Raw genomic sequence first — 19469 nt, forward strand, 5'->3', positions numbered from 1 at the left:
AGGACCGACGCTCCCCGACCGGCCCCCGCGCGCACGGCCGCTGAAGGGCCCGCCGAGGGGCTCCACGGGGGCGCGGGCGGCGCCCCCGGGCGGGCTTTCGTGTCAGTCGGCCGCGCGCTCCGCCTCGGCGGAGGCGGCCGTCAGGATGCCGTCGAGGAGGCCCGGGAAGAGGGCTTCCAGGTCATCCCGGCGCAGGTCGTTGAGCTTGGTGGTGCCGCGGTAGGTCTGGCGCACGACCCCGCTCTCGCGCAGCACCCGGAAGTGGTGCGTGCTCGTCGACTTGGTCACCGGCAACTCGAAGTACGAGCAGGCCAGTTCACCGCCTCCGCCCGCCAACTCGCGGACGATGGACAGCCGCACCGGATCGGAGAGGGCGTGCAGCACGCTCTCCAACCGGATCTCGGCGGGAGACGGGTGGTCGAGGGAACGGGCGGTGGCGCTGGGCTCCGTCATGTGTACTCCTCCACTCACTGGACACCACGATGGTACGAGAACCATCGTAGTACATCGCCCGCCGGGGATCCGGCGCAAGACGACACCCGCGACCCGGCACGCACCCCCGTCAGGAGCGGTGGTACTGGTTCGGGCGACGGACCTCCGCCCCCAGCTCACCCGCCGCGCGCCGCGCCCAGTGCGGGTCGCGCAGGAGTTCACGCCCGAGCAGCACCGCATCCGCCTCGCCATTGGCCACGATCTTCTCCGCCTGCGCCGGCTCGGTGATCAACCCCACCGCCGCGGCCGGGAATCCGGCCTCCGCCTTGACCCGCGCGGCGAACGGCACCTGGTAGCCGGGGCCGACGGGTATGCGGACGTCCGGGGCGAGCCCACCGGTGGAGACGTCGAGCAGGTCCACCCCGTGCCGTTCGAGCACCTCGGCCAGCCGGACCGTCTCATCGGCGGTCCACCCGCCCTCTTCGAGCCAGTCGGTGGCGGAGATCCGGAAGAACAGCGGGAGTTCCTCGGGCCACTCGGCGCGCACCGCATCCACCACGGCGAGGGGGAAGCGGATCCGGTTCTCGAAGGAGCCGCCGTACTCGTCGGTGCGCCGGTTGCTGTGCGGGGAGAGGAACTCCCCGATCAGATAGCCGTGCGCGCCATGGATCTCCACGACCTGGTAACCGGCCGCCAGCGAGCGCCGGGTGGCGGCCGCGAACTGCTCGACCACCTCCTGGATCCCCTCCACCGTCAGCTCGTGCGGCACGGGGTGACCCTCGGCGAAGGGCACCGCGCTCGGCGCGCTCGGCTGCCAGCCGTGCCCCTCGGGGCCGATCGGGGCGCCGCCCTTCCAGGGCGCGTCGGTCGACGCCTTGCGCCCCGCGTGGGCGATCTGGATCCCGGGGACGGTGCCCTGGGCCTTGAGGAAGTCGGTGATCCGGCGCAGCGCCTCGACCTGGGTGTCGTTCCAGATGCCGAGGTCGTAGGGCGAGATCCGGCCCTCCGGGGAGACGGCGGTGGCCTCCTGGAGGATCAACCCCGTGCCCCCGACCGCGCGGGCCGCGTAGTGCGCGAAGTGCCAGTCGTGGGCCACACCCGCCCGCGGGCCCGTGGGCTCCGCGCTGTACTGGCACATCGGGGCCATCCACACGCGGTTCGGCGCGGTCACAGAACGGAGGGTGTAGGGCTCGAACAGGGTGGTACTCATCTGGACTCTCCACGGGATGCGGCCGGCGGGAGCCGGGCACGACGACTAAGTACGAGACACACCGTACTACGGAATCCCTCGTACTACGAGACCTCTCGTACAAGTTCTTCGAGTTCGGTCCGCAGCGCCAGCGCCAGCTCGTCCAGGTCCGGGACCGCGGCCCCGTCGGCCACCAGGCCGTAGTGCACCGTCCCCCGATAGCTGGAGACCGCGACGGCCAACGCGTGCCCCTGGGCCAGCGGGGCCAGCGGGTAGATCTCGCGGACCGCGCTGCCGCCGAGCGAGAAGCCCAACCCGGGCAGCGGCACGCTGGTGACGAGGATGTCGAACAGCAGGCGCGCGGCCTGCGCCAGCAGCGGCCCGCCGAGCCGGTGGCCGAGCGGGTGCACGTGGTCGGCGAGGAGCGCCACCGCCCCCGCGCCCCGGGCCGGCCCGGCCTCCTTGTTCCGGTCCATGTCCGCCCGCACGGCGTCCAAGCGCCGCAGCGGCTCCCCCTCGGTGACCGGGAGCCGCAGCAGGTAACCGGAGAGCCGGTTCCCGCCGTCGGAGCCGCCGCGGGTGCGCCGGCGGGAGACGGGTATGAGGGCGCGCGGCCCGCTGCCGCCGTGCACAGGTTCGCCGCGCCCGAGCAACCAGCGCCGCAGGGCGCCCGCGACCAGGGCGATGAGCACGTCGTTGACGGTGCCCCCGGCGACCTTGCGGATCCGGTTCACGTCGTCCAGGTCGAGCGCGACCCCGGCGAGCGCCCGGGTGCCGGCCGCGGCGCCGCCGCCCGCGCTCAGCCCGTCGGGCACACCGAAGGGCAACCCCGACCGGGCCACCGCGGCGCCGATCTCCAGCGCCTGTCCGACGTCCTGGACCCGCGCCGCCAGCGCCCCGGGCAGCCGGCGCAGGGCCGAGCCGGAGCCGGCCGGCGGGCGGTCGCCGCTCCGCCGCTCCGCGCGGCCCGGGGGGCGCGCGGAGCCCCGTACCGACTGCCCCTCGTCGAACAGCCCGGCGGCCAGCGCGAGGACGCCCAGCCCGTCGGAGAGGGCGTGGTGGAACTTGAAGAGCACCGCGAAGGTGGCCGGATCCGGCCCGGCCAGCACGTGGGCCTCCCAGGGCGGCAGCCCCCGCTCCAGCGGCCTGGCCATCAGCGGCCCGGCGGCGGCGTGCGGGTCCGCGTGCGCGTGCCGCACGAGGGACACGTGCCGGGCCGGGTCGAAGTCCCGGGCGGGCGACCAGGCGGCCGCCCCCACCGGCAGCAGGACGTCGTGGATCCGGCGGCGCAGCCGGGGCACGTCGGCGCAGCGCTCGGCGATCAGCTCGGCGGCGCGGGCGGCCGCGTCCGGACCGGCGGCCTCGAACACGCCGAGGGCGCCGAGGTGCATGGGATGGGAGGCGGATTCGATCCGCCAGAAGGCGAGGTCGAGCGGGGGGAGGTGCTCGGTGGACACGGATCGCCTCTCACACGTCAGCAGAAGGCAGAAGTGAACCCTTTCCGGCTCCGTACGATCAAGTAACCACTTGGCTCGATCCATCTGTCGATCAGGATCGATCAGCAGGTCAGCGCGACCGCGCTCCCCCGCGTGCTTGCCGGGTCACTGTCAGTGGCCGGGTGCAGACTGGCCGGAAGGGATCGTCCCAGGGACAACGACGTCCGGGAGGTGTCGGCCATGTCCGACGTGCTACTGCTCGCAGGAACCCGCAAGGGGCTCTTCATCGGCCGCCGGGGGGCCGACGACCGCTGGGCGTTCGAGGAACCGCGTTTCAACGCGCAGGCGGTCTACGCCGTGGCCATCGACCGGCGCGGCCCCGCGCCCCGGCTGCTGGTCGGCGCGGACAGCCTGCACTGGGGGCCCTCCGTCTTCCGGTCCGACGACCTCGGCGCGACCTGGCACGAGCCGGCCGCGCCCGCGGTCAAGTTCCCCCCGGACACCGGCGCCTCCCTGGAACGGGTCTGGCAACTGCATCCGGCCGGCCCCGAGGCCCCGGGCGTGGTGTACGCCGGGACCGAACCGGCGGCACTGTTCCGCTCCGCCGACCGGGGCGAGACCTTCGAGCTGGTGCGCCCGCTGTGGGAGCACCCCACCCGCGCGGCCTGGGTGCCCGGAGGCGGCGGGGAGGCCGTGCACACCGTGATCACCGATCCGGCCCGCGCGGAGGCGGTGACCGTCGCCGTCTCCACGGCCGGGGTCTTCCGCACGGAGGACGGCGGGGCGAGCTGGGCCCCCTCCAACCAGGGGGTCTCCGCGGTCTTCCTGCCCGATCCGCAGCCCGAGTTCGGCCAGTGCGTCCACAAGATCGCCCAGGACGCGGGGGACGGGGACCGCCTCTACCTGCAGAACCACTGGGGGGTCTACCGCAGCGACGACGCGGGGGCGCGCTGGACGGACATCGGCGCGGGCCTGCCGTCCGACTTCGGTTTCGCGGTGGCCGCCCACCCCCACCGGCCGGACACCGCCTACGTCTTCCCCCTCAACGCCGACTCCGACCGGGTCCCGGCCGACCACCGCTGCCGGGTCTTCCGCACCCGGGACGCGGGGGCCAGCTGGGAGCCGCTCAGCGCCGGGTTGCCCTCCGGCGACCACTACGGAACGGTGCTGCGCGACGCCCTCTGCACGGACGACGCGGACCCGGCGGGCATCTACTTCGGCAACCGCAACGGCGAGTTGTACGCCAGCGCCGACGACGGCGACACCTGGCGACTGCTGGCCGGGCACCTGCCCGACGTGCTGTGCGTACGGGCCGCGGTGATCGACTGACGGGGAACCGACCGCCGCCACGCATCAACTACAGTTGCGCAGCGTGGCAGCACGACCTTTGAGCGAGATCGTCGAGCCGGGCTGGGCCCGCGCTCTGGAACCGGTGGCGGAGCAGATCGCCGCGATGGGCGACTTCCTGCGCGCCGAGATAGCGGCGGGCAGGACGTACCTGCCGAGCGGGGCGAACGTCCTGCGCGCCTTCCAGCAGCCCTTCGACGAGGTGAAGGTGCTCATCGTCGGGCAGGACCCCTACCCCACCCCGGGGCACGCGGTCGGGCTGTCCTTCTCGGTGGCCCCCGACGTGCGCCCGGTGCCCGGCAGCCTCGACAACATCTTCCGGGAACTGCACAGCGACCTCGGCGTGCCCCGGCCCGCGAACGGCGACCTGACCCCCTGGACCCGCCAGGGCGTCCTGCTGCTCAACCGCGCCCTGACGACGGCCCCGCGCAAGCCCGCCGCCCATCGGGGCAAGGGCTGGGAAGCGGTGACGGAGCAGGCGATCCGGGCCCTGGTGGCCCGCGGCAAGCCGCTGGTTTCGGTGCTCTGGGGCCGAGATGCCCGGAATCTGCGCCCCCTGCTGGGGGAGCTGCCGGCCCTGGAGGCGGCGCACCCCTCCCCCATGTCGGCGGACCGCGGGTTCTTCGGGTCCAAGCCCTTCAGCAGGGCAAACGACCTGCTGGTCCGCCAAGGGTCACAGCCAGTGGACTGGCGCTTGCCGTCCGTCAGTTGATCGTATCTGAACTTCACCGGATAAATACGGACAGATGCCGCTCGACCGGGCCCTGCCCGAACCCCCGGTCCGGGAAAGCCAGTAGCATGCGGCGCCATGAGCTCCCCCACTGGGCCCGCGAATGGCCTGCCCGTACGAATGCCGCGACCCCGCCAGACCGGACGGCACCGCCGGCCCGAGCCCGCGGTGGCGCCCGAGGGCGCTCCCGCGCTGGTGCTCGCCGTGCCCGGTGTGCCCTCGGCCGCCTCGCGGGGGTACGCGGAGGAGATCCTGAGCATCGGGCGCTCCGAGCTGCCCGGCCTGGACGCGCACATCGGTTTCCTCGACGGCGATGACACCCCGGGCGCCGAGTTCCCCGCCCTGTCGGGCGTCCTGACCGCGATCGGACACCAGCGCGCGGCGCGCGCCGAGTTCGCCCGCGCGAGCGGCCAGGAGGTGCCCCCGCCCAGCGGCCCGGACGCCGTGGTGGTCCCGCTGCTCGTCGGCCCCGACAGCGACCTGCTGCGCCGGATCCGCCAGGCGATGATGGACTGCGCCGCCGCCGTCGAGCTGGCCGACGTGCTCGGTCCGCACCCGCTGCTGGCGGAGGCCGTGCACGTACGGCTCTCCGAGGCGGGCCTGGCCCGTGCCGACCGCGCCCGACTGTTCACCGTGACCACCGCCGCCGACGGCATCATCCTGGCCACCACCGGTGGCCCGGAGGCCGTCCAGGCCGCCGGGATCACCGGGATGCTGCTGGCCGCGCGCCTCGCGGTGCCGGTGATGGCCGCCGCCCTGGACCAGGAGGGTTCCGTGGCCGCCGTCGCCGACGAGCTGCGCCAGTCCTCCGGCGCCGTCCAGCTGGCACTGGCCCCCTACCTGATCGGGCCGGAGGCCGCCGACGGTCTGGTCGACACCGCGTGCAAGGAGGCCGGCTGCGCCGCGGCCGACGCCCTCGGCGCGTACCCGGCGCTCGGCAAGCTCGCCGTCGCCCAGTACAGCCGCGCGGCCGGCATCGCCCTGGACGCCCCGGTGCACTGAACCGTTCCCGCACCGCACGAGGGCCCGCCCCCGGACCATCAGGTCCGGGGGCGGGCCCTCTCGCGTGCGGGACCCCGCCGGCGGGCCCTCAGTCGAAGACGACGCAGGTGGCGGCGGGCACCGGGACGGAACCCGCGCGCCGCGGCAAGCCGGTCAGCGGGTCCACGTCGAACCAGGTGACGTCCCCGGAGTGCTCGTTGGCGGCGTACAGCCGCCGCGCGGCCGGGTCCAGGGCAAGGTCGCGCGGCCACCGACCGCCGCAGGACACGCTGCCCGTGAGCTGGGGGCGCGCGCCGTCGCCGGGGAGGGCGACGGCGGCGATCACGTCGATGCCGCGGACGGCCGCCCAGAGGAACCGGCCGTCGGGCGAGACGACGACGGCCGAGGGATAGGCCCGTGCGACCCCTGAGCCGCCCTCTGGGGCGACCGGAACCTCCGCGACCGGTTCCACTGTCCCGGCGGTCGCGTCCCACCGGCAGACGGTCAGCAGCGGCCGCAGCTCGTTCAGTACGTAGAGCAGCGCTCCGCCGGGGTGGAAGGCGAGGTGCCGGGGACCGTGACCCGGCGTCAGCGGGGCTTCGGAGTGCACCCGCAGGGCGCCCGTGGCCGGGTCGAGGGCGCACACGCGGACCGAGTCGGTGCCGAGGTCCACGCTGAGCACCCAGCGCCCGCTCGGATCCGGCAGCACCTGGTGGGCGTGCGGCTCCCGCTGCCGGTCGGCGTCGGGGCCGGAGCCGTGGTGGCGCAGCACCGAAGCCGGGCCGACCGGGCGCCCGTCGGCGGCGCGGGCGAGCGTACTCACGCTGCCCGAGGTGTAGTTCGCGGTGACCAGGTGGCCACTGGCGAGGCTCAGGTGCGTGGGCCCGGAGGCGTCCACGGCGACCGGGGAACCCAGGGGCACGAGCCCGGCGGCGGTCGGCCGGAAGGCTCCGACGGCGCCGCGCTTGGTCTCGCTGACCGCATAGAGCGTCGCGGCGCCGGAACCGCCCGCGCCGAGCACCAGGTACGAGGGGTCGTCGAGGGCGTCGGTGGTGGCGATCGGAGTCAGGGCGCCGCTCACCGGATCGACGGTCGCCGTGGTGATGCCGCGACCGCCCGTCGCGGTGAACGAGCCGACGTACGCGCGCCGTCCGCGCGCGGGCCCGGACTCCGCGGGCCCGGACTCCGCGGGCCCGGACTCCGCGGGCCCGGCCGCCGTCCCGCCCTCGTCGCCGTGCCCGCCCGCATCCGCCCGCTCGCCGCCCCGGTCCGCACTTCCCACGGTCTTCCCCTTTCCGTCGGTTCGTCCGGGGCCGACGGTAACAGAGGGGTCTAGACCAAATCTCGCCCTTGGGCGCGTTCCCGCGCGCCGGCGTGCTGGACGTACGCCGGGCTCTGCTTGCGGTCCTCGTAGGTGCGGTGGAAGACCGGGGTCGCCGAGCCGGACATCGGGGGCACGATCCAGGACCAGTCCGCCCCCACCTCGCGCCCCTTGCGCTCCTCCCGGTCGATGTGGGAGAGGAAGCGGCGGGACTCGGTGTGGTGGTCGGCGATGGTGACCCCGGCGCGGTCGAAGGAGTCGAGCACGGCCCGGTTCAGCTCGACCATCGCCCGGTCCTTCCACAGCGAGCGGTCGCTGGAGGTGTCCAGACGCATCCTGCGCGCCACCTCGGGCAGCAGGTTGTAGCGGTCCTCGTCGCCGAGGTTGCGGGAGCCGATCTCGGTCCCCATGTACCAGCCGTTGAAGGGGGCGGCCGGGTAGTGGATGCCGCCGATCTCCAGGCACATGTTGGAGATCGCCGGAACCGCGTGCCAGCGCAGCCCCCAGTCCGCCCAGTGGTCGCCCTCCGGGTGCTCGATGGGCACCTCCAGCACGGCGTCCTCGGGGAGCTCGAACCAGCGGGGCTTGTCGTCACAGCCCTGCACGACGAGGGGCAGCAGGTCGAAGGCGCCGCCGCGGGCGCCGGTCCAGCCCAGTCGGCACAGGGTCCGGGTCAGGGACGCGTTGCGCGGGTCGCCCACCGGGATCGAGTCCTCGTCGCCGTATCCGGCGTAGCGGATCAGCTGCTCGCTCCAGATCCGTGGCCCGGGGCGGTGCGGGGCGTCCGGGGCGAAGACGGTGATCGTGGGGCGCACCCGCCCGCCGTTGGTCGCGTCCCGCAGGTGCTCGAAGCACTCCTCGGCTATCTCGTCCGCCCCGGTGAGCCCTCTGCGGTCGCGCACGCGCAGCGAGTTCCAGTACAGCCGACCTATGCACCGATTACTGTTGCGCCAGGCGACCCGGGCCCCGTGGACGACCTCGTCGTGGGTGTGCCGGTAGGTTCCGGTCTCCGCCAACTCCGCCCGTACGGCTTCGAGTCGCCTGGCCGGATCACCCGCCTCCGGATTCTCCCGGTGGAACAGCTCGATGAACTCCTGCGCCTCTTCCCACACCTGATGGGCCGTCGGCGTCTGATGCAGAATTTCCATTTCGTGCGGTTACCCCCTGTCCGGGCAGATCCACCCTGTACATGTCAGATGAATGTGCGATGCGGCATCACTCTTTGTACGGGCCGCAGGTCAGCCACGTAAGACAGCTGACCCCGGAACACTCGTTCGAGTGAAATGTGCGCGAATGGCTGCGCCAGCAGGGGCACCGACATAGGATCCGCGGCACGACGAAGGCTCAACCAGCGGTATTCGGCCACGCTCCGTAGCGCCGGACCAGCTCCGCGACGGTGGTGGCGCCCCTCGCCCGCCGCTCCGGCGGAGCGAGCGCTTCGACCTCCGCGCCCAGGGCCGGCAAGGTGCCGAGCGCGTGGTCGACGGACCCGACGGGCACCACCGCGCGCGTCCAGCCGCCCCCCTCGGGCATTCCGGTTTCGGCCAGGGCCGCCGCGCCGCGCCGGACGACGCCCCTCAGCCAGCGCTGACCAGCGGGGAGGGGCGGTCCGAGCGCAGCGGGTGCGCCAGTTCGGAGAGCGCCCGCTCCAGGCCGTGGAGGTGGGCGAGCGCGGGCTCGGCCAGCGGCGGGGGCGTGGCGGCGGCCGCGGGCTCCCGGTCCTGACCGAGGTCGGTGATGGGCGCGGTCAGCGCCTCCACGGCGGCCTCGACCCGCCAGCAGGCGGCGGCGAGCCGGGCGTCGTGGGAGGCGGAGGGGTCGGCCGCGACGGCGGCGAGGCCGCGCACCTCGCGGGCGCAGTCGTCCAGCAGCGCGATGACCCGGCGGGCACGGGCCCGGCGGTCGCGGAAGGGGCTCAGCGGATGGACGAGGGGCGCGAGCGCCATCCGTACGCGCGCCAGCAGCAGCTCCAGCTCCGCGGCGTGCGGGGCCGGGTCGGCGGTCGGCGAGCCGGCGAGGCGGGCCGCGGCGGCCGCGGTGGCGGCGTGCACGCAGCGCAGGGCGCGCTGGATCCAGGCGTCGTTGGTGGCATGGGTGGTGACGGGCAGGACGAGGACCACGGCGAGCGCGGCGCACACCGCACCGACCCCGGTCTCCACCAGGCGCAGCACCAGCAGAGCCGGGTTCAGCACGCCGAGGAGGCCGTAGAGCAGCCCGGCCATCACGGTGACGGCGAGCATCATCCAGCTGTAGGACACGGGGGCGGTGTAGAAGATGCCGAAGACGCACACGGCGACCAGCGCGGCCGTCGGCGCGGGCGCGCCGTGCAGCGGGATCGCGATCAGCAGGCCGACGACGATGCCGATGACCGTACCGAGCACCCGGCGGAAGCCCCGGACCAGCGTCTCGCCCCGCGAGGTGGTGTTGACGAAGATCCACCACGTGGTGCCGACGGCCCAGTACCAGCGGTCCTCGGAGAAGAACTGGCCCAGCGACAGGGCGACCGCGCAGGCGGCCGTGGCCTGGAGCGCCTGGCGGGTGGTGGGCCGGGCGAAGCCGCGCCCGGGCAGCCCCGGGGGCACGGCGGCGGGCGGGTTGCGCCGTTCGATGGGCCACAGCAGGAACCGCACCGCGCCCGCGGCCAGCATGGCGAGCGCCACGGCGGCGTAGAGCTCGGGCAGCTGGGCGGGGACGGCGTGCAGGAACTGGGTGACGAAGAAGCTCATGAAGGCGAAGATGCCGAGGGCATGGCCGCGCGGGCCCCAGCGGCGGGCGTAGACCCCGCAGAAGACGACGGCGAGGAACGCCGCGTCGCGGGCGAGCGGGACGCCGTGCAGGCACGTGGCCAGGGCCAGCACCGGGAATCCGGCCACCGGCAGCAGGGCGGTGGTCGCCCGCTGGGCGCGCACGCTGGCGTCCGTCACGGTGAACAGGGCGAGCAGTGCGGTCAGGCCTCCGGTGATGGAGGCGGTGAGGGAGAAGCCGCACAGTTCGGCAGCGGTGACGGCGAGGCCGATGCCGACCACGGCGCGCAGTGAGTTGCGCAGTCTCAGACGCCCCGGATCCGGAGCCACGAACATCCTCTTCACGGCGGTGTGCCGCCCCCCTTGCGATGCTGCGCTCGCCGGTCGCGCGACGGCCCGGGGTGGTGGGCGTGGGCGGACACGGCGAAGGCACCGTGCTCCGGAGCGGCCTCGTCGCCGTCCGGCGCTGCACGGCGCCGTAAGTACATGGATACGGCACAGATAACCACCCGGAGGCCCAACGGCTCAACTCAGCCTCCGTCGACTGGGCCATTGGCCCAGTCACGAGGGCTGCCGGGTGGCCGGCAGCGGACCGTCGGACCACCTCTTCAGACAGCCTGCGCACGGGCCTCGGCGACGGCCCCCGGCAGCCAGTCGGCGACCCGGGAGAAGGCGAAGCCGAGGCGGGCGGCCCGCCCGTTGTCCATCGCGTAGGAACGGTCGAAGGAGAACGGGGAGGCGGCGCCGTCGCGCACGGTGCGGTAGCGGGGGCGCGGGCCGCCCCCGGCGGCGATCAGCTCGGCCAGCCCGGTCACGTCGAGCGCGCCGTGGGAGGCGGCGTTGACGGCTCCGGTGAAGGTGCCGGCCGCCGCCCAGTGCAGGAAGCGGGCGATCTCCTCGTGGTGCACGAAGGAGGTCGGGCGGGGGTCGGGGTGGACGTCCAGGGGGCGATCCGCGGCGATCCGCTCGACGTAGTGGGCGAGCCGCCCGGTGAAGTCCGCGGCGCCGCCGCCGAGCACGTGGGCGGTCCGGACGGACACGGTGTCGAACTCCGGGTCGGTCAGGAGCACCGCTTCGGCCCGGCGCTTGCCCTCGGCGTAGGCGGTCGCGGGGTCCGGCGCGCCGCCACCCCGCGCCGGGGGCAGGGCGGCGAGGTCGAGGTGGTCCTCGGTGAGCACGGCGCCCGTGTCCGTGCCGGCGCTCGGGACGGTCGGGCCGGGCTGGGCGGGCGGGACGGCGAAGGTGGCGGGGTCGTACACCTCCATGGTCGAGGTCATGACGTACCGCCCGGTGCGACCCGCGAAGACCCGGCGGGCGAGGGCGGCCTGCCGCGGGGTGTAGCAGATCTGGTCGATGACCACGTCGAAGGTGCGCTCGCCGAGGGCCTCGCGCAGCTGCCGCTCGTCGTCGCGGTCGGCGACGAGGCGGGTGGTGCCGGGCAGCGGCTCGGCGGAGCCGCGGTTGATGACGGTGACCGCATGGCCGGCGTCCCGCTCCAGGGCGACCAGGTGCTTGCCGAAGTACCGGCTTCCGCCGATGACGCATATGTTTCGCATGCCCCCGACTCTGCCGCCGGCCGGTCCCCAGCGGAACCGACCACTTACTGAATCCGTATGAAGGAAAACTGATGATCGATGTGCAGCGGCTGCGCGTGTTGCGGGCCGTCGCCGAGCACGGCAGCTTCAACAGGGCCGCCGGGGCGCTGCTGCTCACCCCGTCGGCGGTCTCGCAGCACATCGCGGCGCTGGAACGGACGCTCGGTCACCCGGTCGCGGTGCGCAGCACCCGCGGGGTCACCCTCACCGAGCCCGGCCGGCTGCTGGTCGAGGCGGCGGAGTCGATCTCCGACGAGCTCGATCGGGTGCGGCGGCGGATCGACCGGCTGGGCGCGGAGCGCCCCCGACTGACCCTGGCCACCTTCACCAGCGGTGGCCGCCACATGCTGCCCGGCGCGCTGGCGCGCTTCGTGGCCGTGCTCCCCGAGGTCGAGCTGACCGTCCTGGAGGCCGAGCCGGAGGAGGCGTTGACGATGGTCCGCCGGGGCACGGCCGATCTGGCGCTGACCTACCACTTCGACGGTCCCCGGCCATCGGGACCCGGGAGCCGGCCCGCGCTGGACTGGACGCCGCTGATGGACGATCCGCTGTCGGTGGTGCTGCCGCGCGGCCACCGGCTGGCGGAACGGGGCTCGCTGGGGCTCGGCGAGCTGGCGGCCGAGCGGTGGGTGCTGGGCTGCCTGAAGACGGAGGCGTACCTGCGGCGGTACGCGGCGCAGGCCGGTTTCGAGCTGCGCGTCGCCGCCTCCACGACCGACTACTTCTTCGCGCAGTCGCTGGTCACGGCGGGTGTCGGAGTCTCGCTCGTGCCCCGGGTGTCGCTGGCCCCGGGGCCGGGAGCGGTGGCGGTCGAGGTCGAACCGCCGCGGCCCGCCCGGCACCTCGGGGTGATCGCGGTGCGCTGGCGCGCGCCGCAGCCCTACGTCGAGGCGCTGACCGCCGAGCTGGTCGCCGAGGCCCGCGCGGACAGGGGTGGGGGGGGGGGGGGGGGGGGGGGGCGGGGGGGGGGGGGGGGGGGGGGGGGGGGGGGCCCCCCCCCCCCCCCGCGGCGGCCCCGGTGTCCGTCAGGGGGTGAAGGTCCAGCGCTGCGCCGCGGCGCCCGTGCAGGCGGCCAGCCGGAGCGTGGTCCCGTTGGCCGTGGCGGAGCCGGTCGGGACCAGGCACTGACCGGCGGTGCGCAGGCTGCCGTCCGGCCCCTGTTGCCAGCTCTGCGCGGCCGGGACCGGAGCGGGGGCGCAGGCCCGTACGGTCACGGCGCCGGTGGCCCCGGCCGTCGAGTCGAGGCAGACCCCGCCGAGCCCGGTGAGCCGGCCGTCGCCCTGCAGGCTCCAGTGTTGGTTCGGCCCGCCGTGGCAGGTGTACAGCGTGGGTTCGGTGCCCGGTGCGGTGGCGCTGTGCGGCAGGTCCGCGCAACTGCCCGAGGCGCCGTTGACCAGGGTGGCGTCGGTGGGCAGCGGCGCGGGCCGCCCGGTGAGGGTGATCTCGGCCGCACTGGTCCAGGGCCCGCGGCCGCCCGCTTCGGTGAGCGCCTTCAGCCGCAGGTAGCGGCCGGTCTTCGCGGCCAGCGGTACGGTCTTGGCCGCCGCGGTGTCGGCGAGCGTCCCGGTGGCCACCGGGGAGCCCCAGTCGGTGGTGCTGTCGGAGACGTACACCTCGTAGCCGCCGATCCGGCCGTTGCTGCCGCCGTCCTGGCGGGGCAGGTAGCCGAGGCCGTCCACCGCGTAGCGGGCGCCGAGGTCGATGCTGATCTCGTGCGGCAGCGCCGCCGGGGTGCCGGAGGACCAGGCGGTGTGCCAGAGGGTGGCCGGGTTGCCGTCGAAGGCGTTGGTGGCGGCGCCGTTCTCGCCGCTCGTCTCCTGGCTGTCCGCGGAGACCAGGGACCAGCCGGCCTGCGGGACGGGGGTGGCGGTGGTCGGGATCGGCTGGGCCGCGGGGACCGTCGTACCGGTGGCGGAGACGGTGAAGGCCGCGGACTTCGTCCCGGTCTTGACCCACAGCACGCCCGCCCGGTCCGCCGGGTCGAAGAACCATCCGGTCGTCGCCGCGTCGTAGGCGCTCTTGGAGCCGATGCGGGTGAGGGCGGCGCCGTCCGCGGTGACGGTGGCGGGGGCCGAGGCGACGTGGAGGGTGAACTCGTAGCCGCGGGAGGCGGGCTTGCCCGCGTAGCTGCCGGTGGGCGCGCCGACGGAGACCGTGACGGTGCCGGAACCGGTGGTCGGCGCGCTGACGTCGACCTTCTGGTGGGCGAAGGCGCCGTTCTGGTGGGCGCGGGTGAGGCCGTCGTCCTCGTAGAGGGAGAAGGTGGAGTCGCCGCGCGGGGTGATGTCGTAGGTGAGGGTGGAGACCGGCTTCTCGCCGGCGTAGTTCATCTGGGGCCACATCGGCACGATGGCTCCGCCCTTGACGAACAGGGGCAGGGTGTCGAGGGGGGCCGCGTAGCCGTTCAGCCAGCCCGGTCCGGCGTAGGTCTTGCCCGTCCAGTAGTCGGTCCAGGTCCCGGCGGGGAGGTAGATCCCGTCGCGGACCGCGGTGTCGGAGACGACCGGGGCGACGAGGAAGGAGTCCCCCGCCATGAACTGGCCGCTGGTGAGGTTGCCGCGGGCCACCGGGTCGTCGGGATAGTCCAGGACCATGGCGCGGGTGCTGGGGACGCCGGTGTCGTGGGCGACGGAGCTCATCGTGTAGAGGTACGGCATCAGTCGCATCTTGAGCTGGAGGTACTTGCGGTTGATGGACAGGTAGGGCTCGGCGAACCGCCAGGGCTGCTTGTCCTGGTAGCCGGCGCTCGGGCCGGTCGCGCCCCACCCGGACATGGTCATGAAGGCCGGGGTGAAGGCCTTCCACTGGAGGTCGCGGGCGTAGGTCTTGGGGCTGCCGCCGAAGATGCCGTCGATGTCGCCCGAGGCGTAGTTCAGGCCGGACAGGCCGGCGCCCGCGATGGCGGGGACGTGCCAGCGCATGTCGTCCCAGGTGCCGTTGGTGTCCCCGGTCCAGACGACGGCGTTGCGCTGGGTGCCCGCCCAGCCGTCGACGGTCCACACGTAGCGGCGGGCGTCGGAGTTCTTCTCGATGCCGTCGACGGCCTGCTGGACGCCGGTGAAGGCGGTCTTGTAGCCGCCGCCGATCCAGGCGACGTCCGTCTTGACCCCCCGGCTGCCCGCCACGGACACCTCGTCCTTGATGGAGCCGAGGCCGGTGGAGGTCCACAGTCCGGTCTGGAAGCCCTTGGCCTTCAGGGCGTCGACGGTGGACTTGAGGGGGGCGGTGTAGCCGCAGCCGTAGCCGTCGTTGGGCAGGAACCAGCCGGAGGGCATGTCGGCGGCGCGGGCGTCGCTCGCGTAGCCGACGACGTCCGGGGTGGTCTGGTGGCGCAGCCGGTCGTGGTCGCCTTGGTATGCGGGGTTGGAGGCGTTGAAACAGTCGGCGTTGCCGAGTTCGAAGCCCCACAGGGGGGCCATGAACGGCTTGCCGCTGACGTCGGTGTAGGCGTCGAGCACGGACTTGAGGGAATCGCCGGTGAAGTACCAGGCGTCGAAGCGCTTCTCGTCGTGGGTCAGCGCGCTGGGGGCGTTGAAGGCGTACGAGCCCGGGGCCCAGGTGTTGCGCATGACGCCGTAGTTGTTGGTCGACATGTAGAAGGGGGCGGGGCTGGCGTTGTTGTTCTCCCGCCACTTGTTGTCCACGGCCACCGGCACGGTCTTGCCGCGCAGGGCCCACTCCCCCAGCCGCAGGCCCGTTCCGTAGAACTGCTCGTCGGCGCCGCGGGCCAGGTACTGGGTGGTCTGACCGGCGGTCCAGCTGGTCGGCTGGGACTCCTGCCAGACGAGGGTGGCGTTGTCGGCCCGGTAGACGGAGAACTGCAACGGCGCCTTGTTCACGCGGATCGAGACGGAGCCGGCGGTGGAACCCGTGGTGATCTTGTAATAGCTGCCGGCGTCGGTGAATCCGGCGTTCACCGGGCCGAAGTCGGTGGTGGGGGCCAGGTCGGCGCCCGCGGGGTCGTTGGTGAAGGCGCCGTCCGGGGAGAGCCAGAGCCGGAACACATCGGCCCGCGCGACCACCACGCGGACCTTGGCGCCGCTGGTGGAGGTCACGGTGAAGGTGTTCGCGGACTGGCTCACTCCGGTGGCGTTGCCGGCCGTGGACGCGGCCGCGGCGGAGGCGGCGGGCGCGGCCTCCGCCAGGGAGGCCGCCGGTCCCGCGGCGGCCAGGCCCGCCACGGCGAGGGCGCCGGCCAGGAGTGCGGCGAGGCGGGCGCGACGCCGGGACGGGGGCGGGGTCCCGCCGGAGCGCCGGGAGCGCCGGAACAGGGGTGGGAGCGGTGGCAGGAGGTGGGGGGCGAGTCTCATGGGGCAGCTCCTCGTGCGGTCCGGGAAACGGACACAGCTCTTTGGCATGCACCGGGCAACATAGCGCGCCCACAGGTTCACGTGAAGGAAGATGCTCGAAGTGACGCATTATCGCGCAGCTTCGAGCACGCCCTGCCGGCTGAACACGGCTCACCGTTCGCGCTGTTCATACCCGTTGGTGGCGAACCGCGGCATTCGACCCCGCCTCTCCTACCGTGACGACCGGACCGGACGACGCAGCCAACACGGCGACGAGGCAACAGGAGCGGCCCCATGGAACACCGCACACCACCGACCCCGGACCTGGACCCGGACCCGGAGCCGACCCCGGAGCCGTCGCCCCGCAGGACGCTCCGGCGTCGCTGGATCGGCGCCGTGGCCGCGGTCGTGCTGGTGGGCGGCGCGGTCGGATGCGCGCTGGCGTACGACGACGTGTTCTCGGACACGGGTGACGTCGTCCGCTTCGACCAGGACCAGGGCGAGGGCCAGGGCCCGGACCAAGGCCAGGCCCAGGGCCGGCCACCGGTCCGGGCCGGCAATCCGGCGGCCGCCCCCGCCGATCCGCTGACCCTGATGCCGACCGGACCCCGACCGGAGCTGCGGATCGCCGCCACCGTCCCCGAGGACGGCACCAAGGTCATGGTCACGACCTTGGAGGGGAAGAAGTCCGGTTTCACCGGGAAGGTCTGGCTGTGGGTGCCCCCGCAGTACAAGGAACCCCGTTACGCGCACAGCGGGTTCCCCGTGATGATCGCCCTGCCGGGCGGCCCCGGGTACCCGAACAACTACTGGATGGACCCGCACCTCAAGCTGGAGTCCAGCATCTCCAAGTGGTCGCGGGAGGGCAGCAGCCTGCCCTTCATCCTGGCCATGCCCGTCCTGAACCCGCAGACCGACAGGGACGGCCTCTACTGGGACGGGAGCGACATCCCCGGCCAGCCCAAGATGGGCACCTGGCTGACCGAGGACGTACCGGACCTGGTCCGCGCCACCTTCCGCACCATCGCCTCGCGCGACGGGTGGGCCTTCATGGGCAGTTCCTCGGGCGGTTTCGCGGGGCTCAAGGCGGTGCTGCAGAAGCCGGACCAGTTCAAGGCCGTGATCGCTGGAGGACCCGACATCGTTCCCGACTCCCGACTGTGGAACGGACACCCGCGGGAGAAGGCGCAGAACAGCCCTCCGGAGCTCGCCCAGAAGCTGCTCGACCGCCAGGGCCCCGAGGTCTACCTGGCCTTCCAGGTCGGCACCAAGGGCAGCGACATCCGCAACCGGCCGCCCATCGAGAAGTTCATCAAGCAGTACGGGGTCGGCCCGGTCCGGACGAAGTTCCGGGTCGACGAGGGCGGCGGGCACGACGCCTACAGCTACGTCCCCGGCATGTACGACGGCGGCCTGATCCAGTGGATCAGCCAGCACATGCGGGGACCGGTCCCGACCGCCTAGGCGGTCGCGACGATCGGGACGACGGTCGGGTCAGCTGCCTTCGGTGATCGCCGGGGCGGGCTCGTTCTTGTAGTTGGCCGCCCCGAAGTTGGCCTTGACGAACTTCTCCCAGGACCCGTCCTGCTCCATCTTGCGCAGCGCGGCGTTGATCTTCTTCTGGAGGTCCTTGTCGCCCTTCTTGATCCCGATACCGTAGTTCTCCTTGCTCAGGTTCAATCCGGCCAGCTTGAACTTGCCCTGGTTGCCCTCCTGCGCGGCGTAGCCGGCGAGGATGGTGTTGTCCGTGGTCAGCGCGTCGAGCTGGCTGTCCTGGAGGGCGACGAGGCACTCGGAGTAGCCCGGCAGCTCCAGCAGCTCCGCCTTGGGGGCGAGGCTGCCCTTGATGTTCTCGGCGGAGGTGGAGCCGGTCACCGAGCAGAGCTTCTTGTGGTTGAGGTCCTCGGCCTTGGTGATGTCGGCCTGGGAGGAGCGGACCAGCAGGTCCTGGTGGGCCAGGAAGTACGGGCCGGCGAAGTCGACCTTGGCCTTGCGCTTGTCGTTGATCGAATAGCTCGCCGCGACGAACTTGACCTCGTTGAACTGGATCAGCAGTTCCCGGTCGGCGCTGAAGACCTGCTTGAACTCGATCTCGCTGGGCTTGTAGCCCAGCTCCTTGGCCACGTAGCGGGCGACGTCCACGTCGAACCCGGAGAACGTACCGTCCGCCGCCCGGTACCCGAGGCCCGGCTGATCGAACTTGATCCCGATCGGGATCGTGTGTTTGGCGTCGTCGTTCCCGCCGCACCCGGAGGTGGTCAGGGCTAGGGCGATCGTTGCGGCGACCGCACCGGCCTGGGAAACCTTCATGCTGGACTCTCTCCGATGGTAACGGCTTGCTTGGAGAAGCTAGAAAGCCCGTGAGCACAGCGTCACTACATCTGAGCGAAACTTGAGGATAACGATCCGGTCGGGCGCGAAGATCCCCGTGACAGCATGAAGGGGTACGGGGGCAACGCACATGACCTGGAGGGGGAGTTCGGTGAGTGGAGTACGCAAGAGTCTGGCCCGGGTGGAGGTGGCGCTGAAATGGGACCCCAGCGCGTCCGGTGAGCCCGCGAACGACCTCGACATCATCGCGGCGGTGTACGCGGAGGGTGACCTGCGGGGCACGCCCGAGTACGTCGTCCACTTCGACCATCGGGCCCCCGACGGCACCGTCACCCTGAACCGGGACAGCCGCACCGGCCAGGGGTTCGGCTTCGACGAGGTGATGACCCTCGAACTCGACCGGATGTCGGAGCGGCTGCGCCGCGTGGTCGTGGGCGTGGTCATCCAGGACGACGACGGCTCGAAGACCTTCGGTGACATCGGCGGCATGGCCCTGCGGATCCGCGAGGGGTACGTCGACCTCGTCGCCGAGGGCCCGGTCGCGGGCGTGGCCGGCGCGACGGCGGCCACGGTCGCGGTGTTCACGCGGGACGCGGGGGGCGCGTGGTCCCTGGACGCGGCCGTGCACGGCTCGACGGCCGGTCCGGAGGAGTACCTCCGGACCATGGGCGACACCCCCGGGGCCGGCGGCTGAAACGAGCGCGGACCGGGTGGCGGCCGCTCCTGTTGGAGCGTCCGCCACCCGGTCCGCGGGGTGCGCTGCCACCGTCCCCACGAGGCAGCGCGGGCAGGCGGGCCGTCCGGTCATCGAAAGACGGCCGCCCGCCGGTCTTCAGGGGACCGGAGCCAGGCCCAGGGCGGGGAGCAGCGCGGCGTCGACGAAGCGGACGAGGTAGTCGGCGTCGGCGTAGCGGCCCTCCAGGACGGGGCGGATCCGCAGGACGCCCATCAGCTGCGCCGGGAGGAACTCCACGGCGGGGGGGGGGGGGGGGGGGGGGGGGGGGGGGGGGGGGGGGGGGGGGAGAGAAAAGACAAAGGGGAAAAAGCATAGAACCCATCCCCCCCCTACCCGAG

At 73.3% G+C, this 19469-nt stretch carries 15 protein-coding genes and 2 pseudogenes; 6 read left to right on the top strand and 11 right to left on the bottom strand.

Features of this window, described 5'->3' with window-relative positions:
• Nucleotides 1-102: 102 nt before the first annotated feature.
• The 3 genes from ACZ4UB_RS16110 to ACZ4UB_RS16120 form a co-directional block, all read right to left on the bottom strand.
• Nucleotides 103-453, bottom strand: a complete 351-nt coding sequence (locus ACZ4UB_RS16110) for an ArsR/SmtB family transcription factor (RefSeq protein WP_354379391.1) — start codon at nucleotides 451-453, stop codon at nucleotides 103-105.
• 109 nt (nucleotides 454-562) lie between these two features.
• Nucleotides 563-1642, bottom strand: coding sequence for an NADH:flavin oxidoreductase/NADH oxidase (locus ACZ4UB_RS16115; protein ID WP_468070638.1), 1080 nt, complete (start codon nucleotides 1640-1642; stop codon nucleotides 563-565).
• Nucleotides 1643-1725: 83 nt separating this feature from the next.
• Nucleotides 1726-3078 (bottom strand): wax ester/triacylglycerol synthase family O-acyltransferase, encoded by a 1353-nt coding sequence (locus ACZ4UB_RS16120; RefSeq protein WP_468070639.1) that lies wholly within the window; start codon nucleotides 3076-3078, stop codon nucleotides 1726-1728.
• Between the two features lie 219 nt (nucleotides 3079-3297).
• Between ACZ4UB_RS16120 and ACZ4UB_RS16125 the strand changes: the two genes are divergently transcribed.
• The 3 genes from ACZ4UB_RS16125 (at nucleotide 3298) to ACZ4UB_RS16135 (ending at nucleotide 6136) form a co-directional block, all read left to right on the top strand.
• Nucleotides 3298-4386: a WD40/YVTN/BNR-like repeat-containing protein gene (locus tag ACZ4UB_RS16125; RefSeq protein ID WP_468070640.1), complete on the top strand. Its 1089-nt coding sequence runs from the start codon at nucleotides 3298-3300 to the stop codon at nucleotides 4384-4386.
• Nucleotides 4387-4429: 43 nt separating this feature from the next.
• Nucleotides 4430-5116 (top strand): uracil-DNA glycosylase, encoded by a 687-nt coding sequence (locus tag ACZ4UB_RS16130; protein WP_468070641.1) that lies wholly within the window; start codon nucleotides 4430-4432, stop codon nucleotides 5114-5116.
• A 96-nt stretch (nucleotides 5117-5212) separates the two neighbouring features.
• Nucleotides 5213-6136, top strand: a complete 924-nt coding sequence (locus tag ACZ4UB_RS16135) for a sirohydrochlorin chelatase (protein ID WP_354379386.1) — start codon at nucleotides 5213-5215, stop codon at nucleotides 6134-6136.
• 88 nt (nucleotides 6137-6224) lie between these two features.
• Here ACZ4UB_RS16135 and ACZ4UB_RS16140 read toward each other — a convergent pair whose 3' ends face one another.
• The 5 genes from ACZ4UB_RS16140 to ACZ4UB_RS16160 all read right to left on the bottom strand — a co-directional run bounded on the left by ACZ4UB_RS16140 (nucleotide 6225) and on the right by ACZ4UB_RS16160 (nucleotide 11736).
• Nucleotides 6225-7397: a lactonase family protein gene (locus ACZ4UB_RS16140; RefSeq protein ID WP_468070642.1), complete on the bottom strand. Its 1173-nt coding sequence runs from the start codon at nucleotides 7395-7397 to the stop codon at nucleotides 6225-6227.
• Between the two features lie 50 nt (nucleotides 7398-7447).
• On the bottom strand, nucleotides 7448-8584 hold the full coding sequence (locus ACZ4UB_RS16145) for a nitric oxide synthase oxygenase (protein WP_468070643.1): 1137 nt from the start codon (nucleotides 8582-8584) through the stop codon (nucleotides 7448-7450).
• A gap of 196 nt (nucleotides 8585-8780) precedes the next feature.
• Entirely contained in the window at nucleotides 8781-9017 is a 237-nt protein-coding gene (locus tag ACZ4UB_RS16150; RefSeq protein WP_468070853.1) for a WCX domain-containing protein, read from the bottom strand.
• Nucleotides 9014-10516, bottom strand: coding sequence for an FUSC family protein (locus tag ACZ4UB_RS16155; protein ID WP_468070855.1), 1503 nt, complete (start codon nucleotides 10514-10516; stop codon nucleotides 9014-9016). Before ACZ4UB_RS16155 ends, ACZ4UB_RS16150 begins: the two co-directional genes overlap by 4 nt.
• A 272-nt stretch (nucleotides 10517-10788) precedes the next feature.
• Complete coding sequence (locus tag ACZ4UB_RS16160) at nucleotides 10789-11736, bottom strand: Rossmann-fold NAD(P)-binding domain-containing protein (RefSeq protein ID WP_468070644.1); 948 nt, start codon at nucleotides 11734-11736, stop codon at nucleotides 10789-10791.
• Nucleotides 11737-11807: 71 nt separating this feature from the next.
• Here ACZ4UB_RS16160 and ACZ4UB_RS16165 point away from each other — a divergent pair.
• A pseudogene (locus ACZ4UB_RS16165) lies at nucleotides 11808-12632 on the top strand (LysR family transcriptional regulator); the annotation flags it as partial.
• Between the two features lie 168 nt (nucleotides 12633-12800).
• Here ACZ4UB_RS16165 and ACZ4UB_RS16170 read toward each other — a convergent pair.
• Entirely contained in the window at nucleotides 12801-16085 is a 3285-nt protein-coding gene (locus ACZ4UB_RS16170; RefSeq protein WP_468070645.1) for a TIM-barrel domain-containing protein, read from the bottom strand.
• A gap of 273 nt (nucleotides 16086-16358) precedes the next feature.
• Here ACZ4UB_RS16170 and ACZ4UB_RS16175 point away from each other — a divergent pair, with 273 nt between their 5' ends.
• A complete protein-coding gene (locus ACZ4UB_RS16175) occupies nucleotides 16359-17528 on the top strand; it encodes an alpha/beta hydrolase (RefSeq protein ID WP_468070646.1) in 1170 nt (389 codons plus the stop codon).
• Between the two features lie 30 nt (nucleotides 17529-17558).
• Here the strand turns inward: ACZ4UB_RS16175 and ACZ4UB_RS16180 are convergent, their stop codons facing one another.
• Nucleotides 17559-18374 carry a glutamate ABC transporter substrate-binding protein gene (locus ACZ4UB_RS16180; RefSeq protein WP_468070647.1) on the bottom strand — a complete coding sequence of 272 codons (816 nt, stop codon included), beginning with the start codon at nucleotides 18372-18374 and terminating at the stop codon, nucleotides 17559-17561.
• 172 nt (nucleotides 18375-18546) lie between these two features.
• On the opposite strand from ACZ4UB_RS16180, the gene ACZ4UB_RS16185 reads away from it, so the two are divergent.
• Complete coding sequence (locus tag ACZ4UB_RS16185; protein WP_468070648.1) at nucleotides 18547-19089, top strand: TerD family protein; 543 nt, start codon at nucleotides 18547-18549, stop codon at nucleotides 19087-19089.
• Between the two features lie 138 nt (nucleotides 19090-19227).
• On the opposite strand, the pseudogene ACZ4UB_RS16190 reads toward ACZ4UB_RS16185, so the two are convergent.
• Nucleotides 19228-19377 (bottom strand): annotated as a pseudogene (locus tag ACZ4UB_RS16190) (TetR family transcriptional regulator); the annotation flags it as partial.
• Nucleotides 19378-19469: the final 92 nt, after the last annotated feature.

The organism is Streptomyces sp. NPDC028419 (assembly GCF_055565515.1).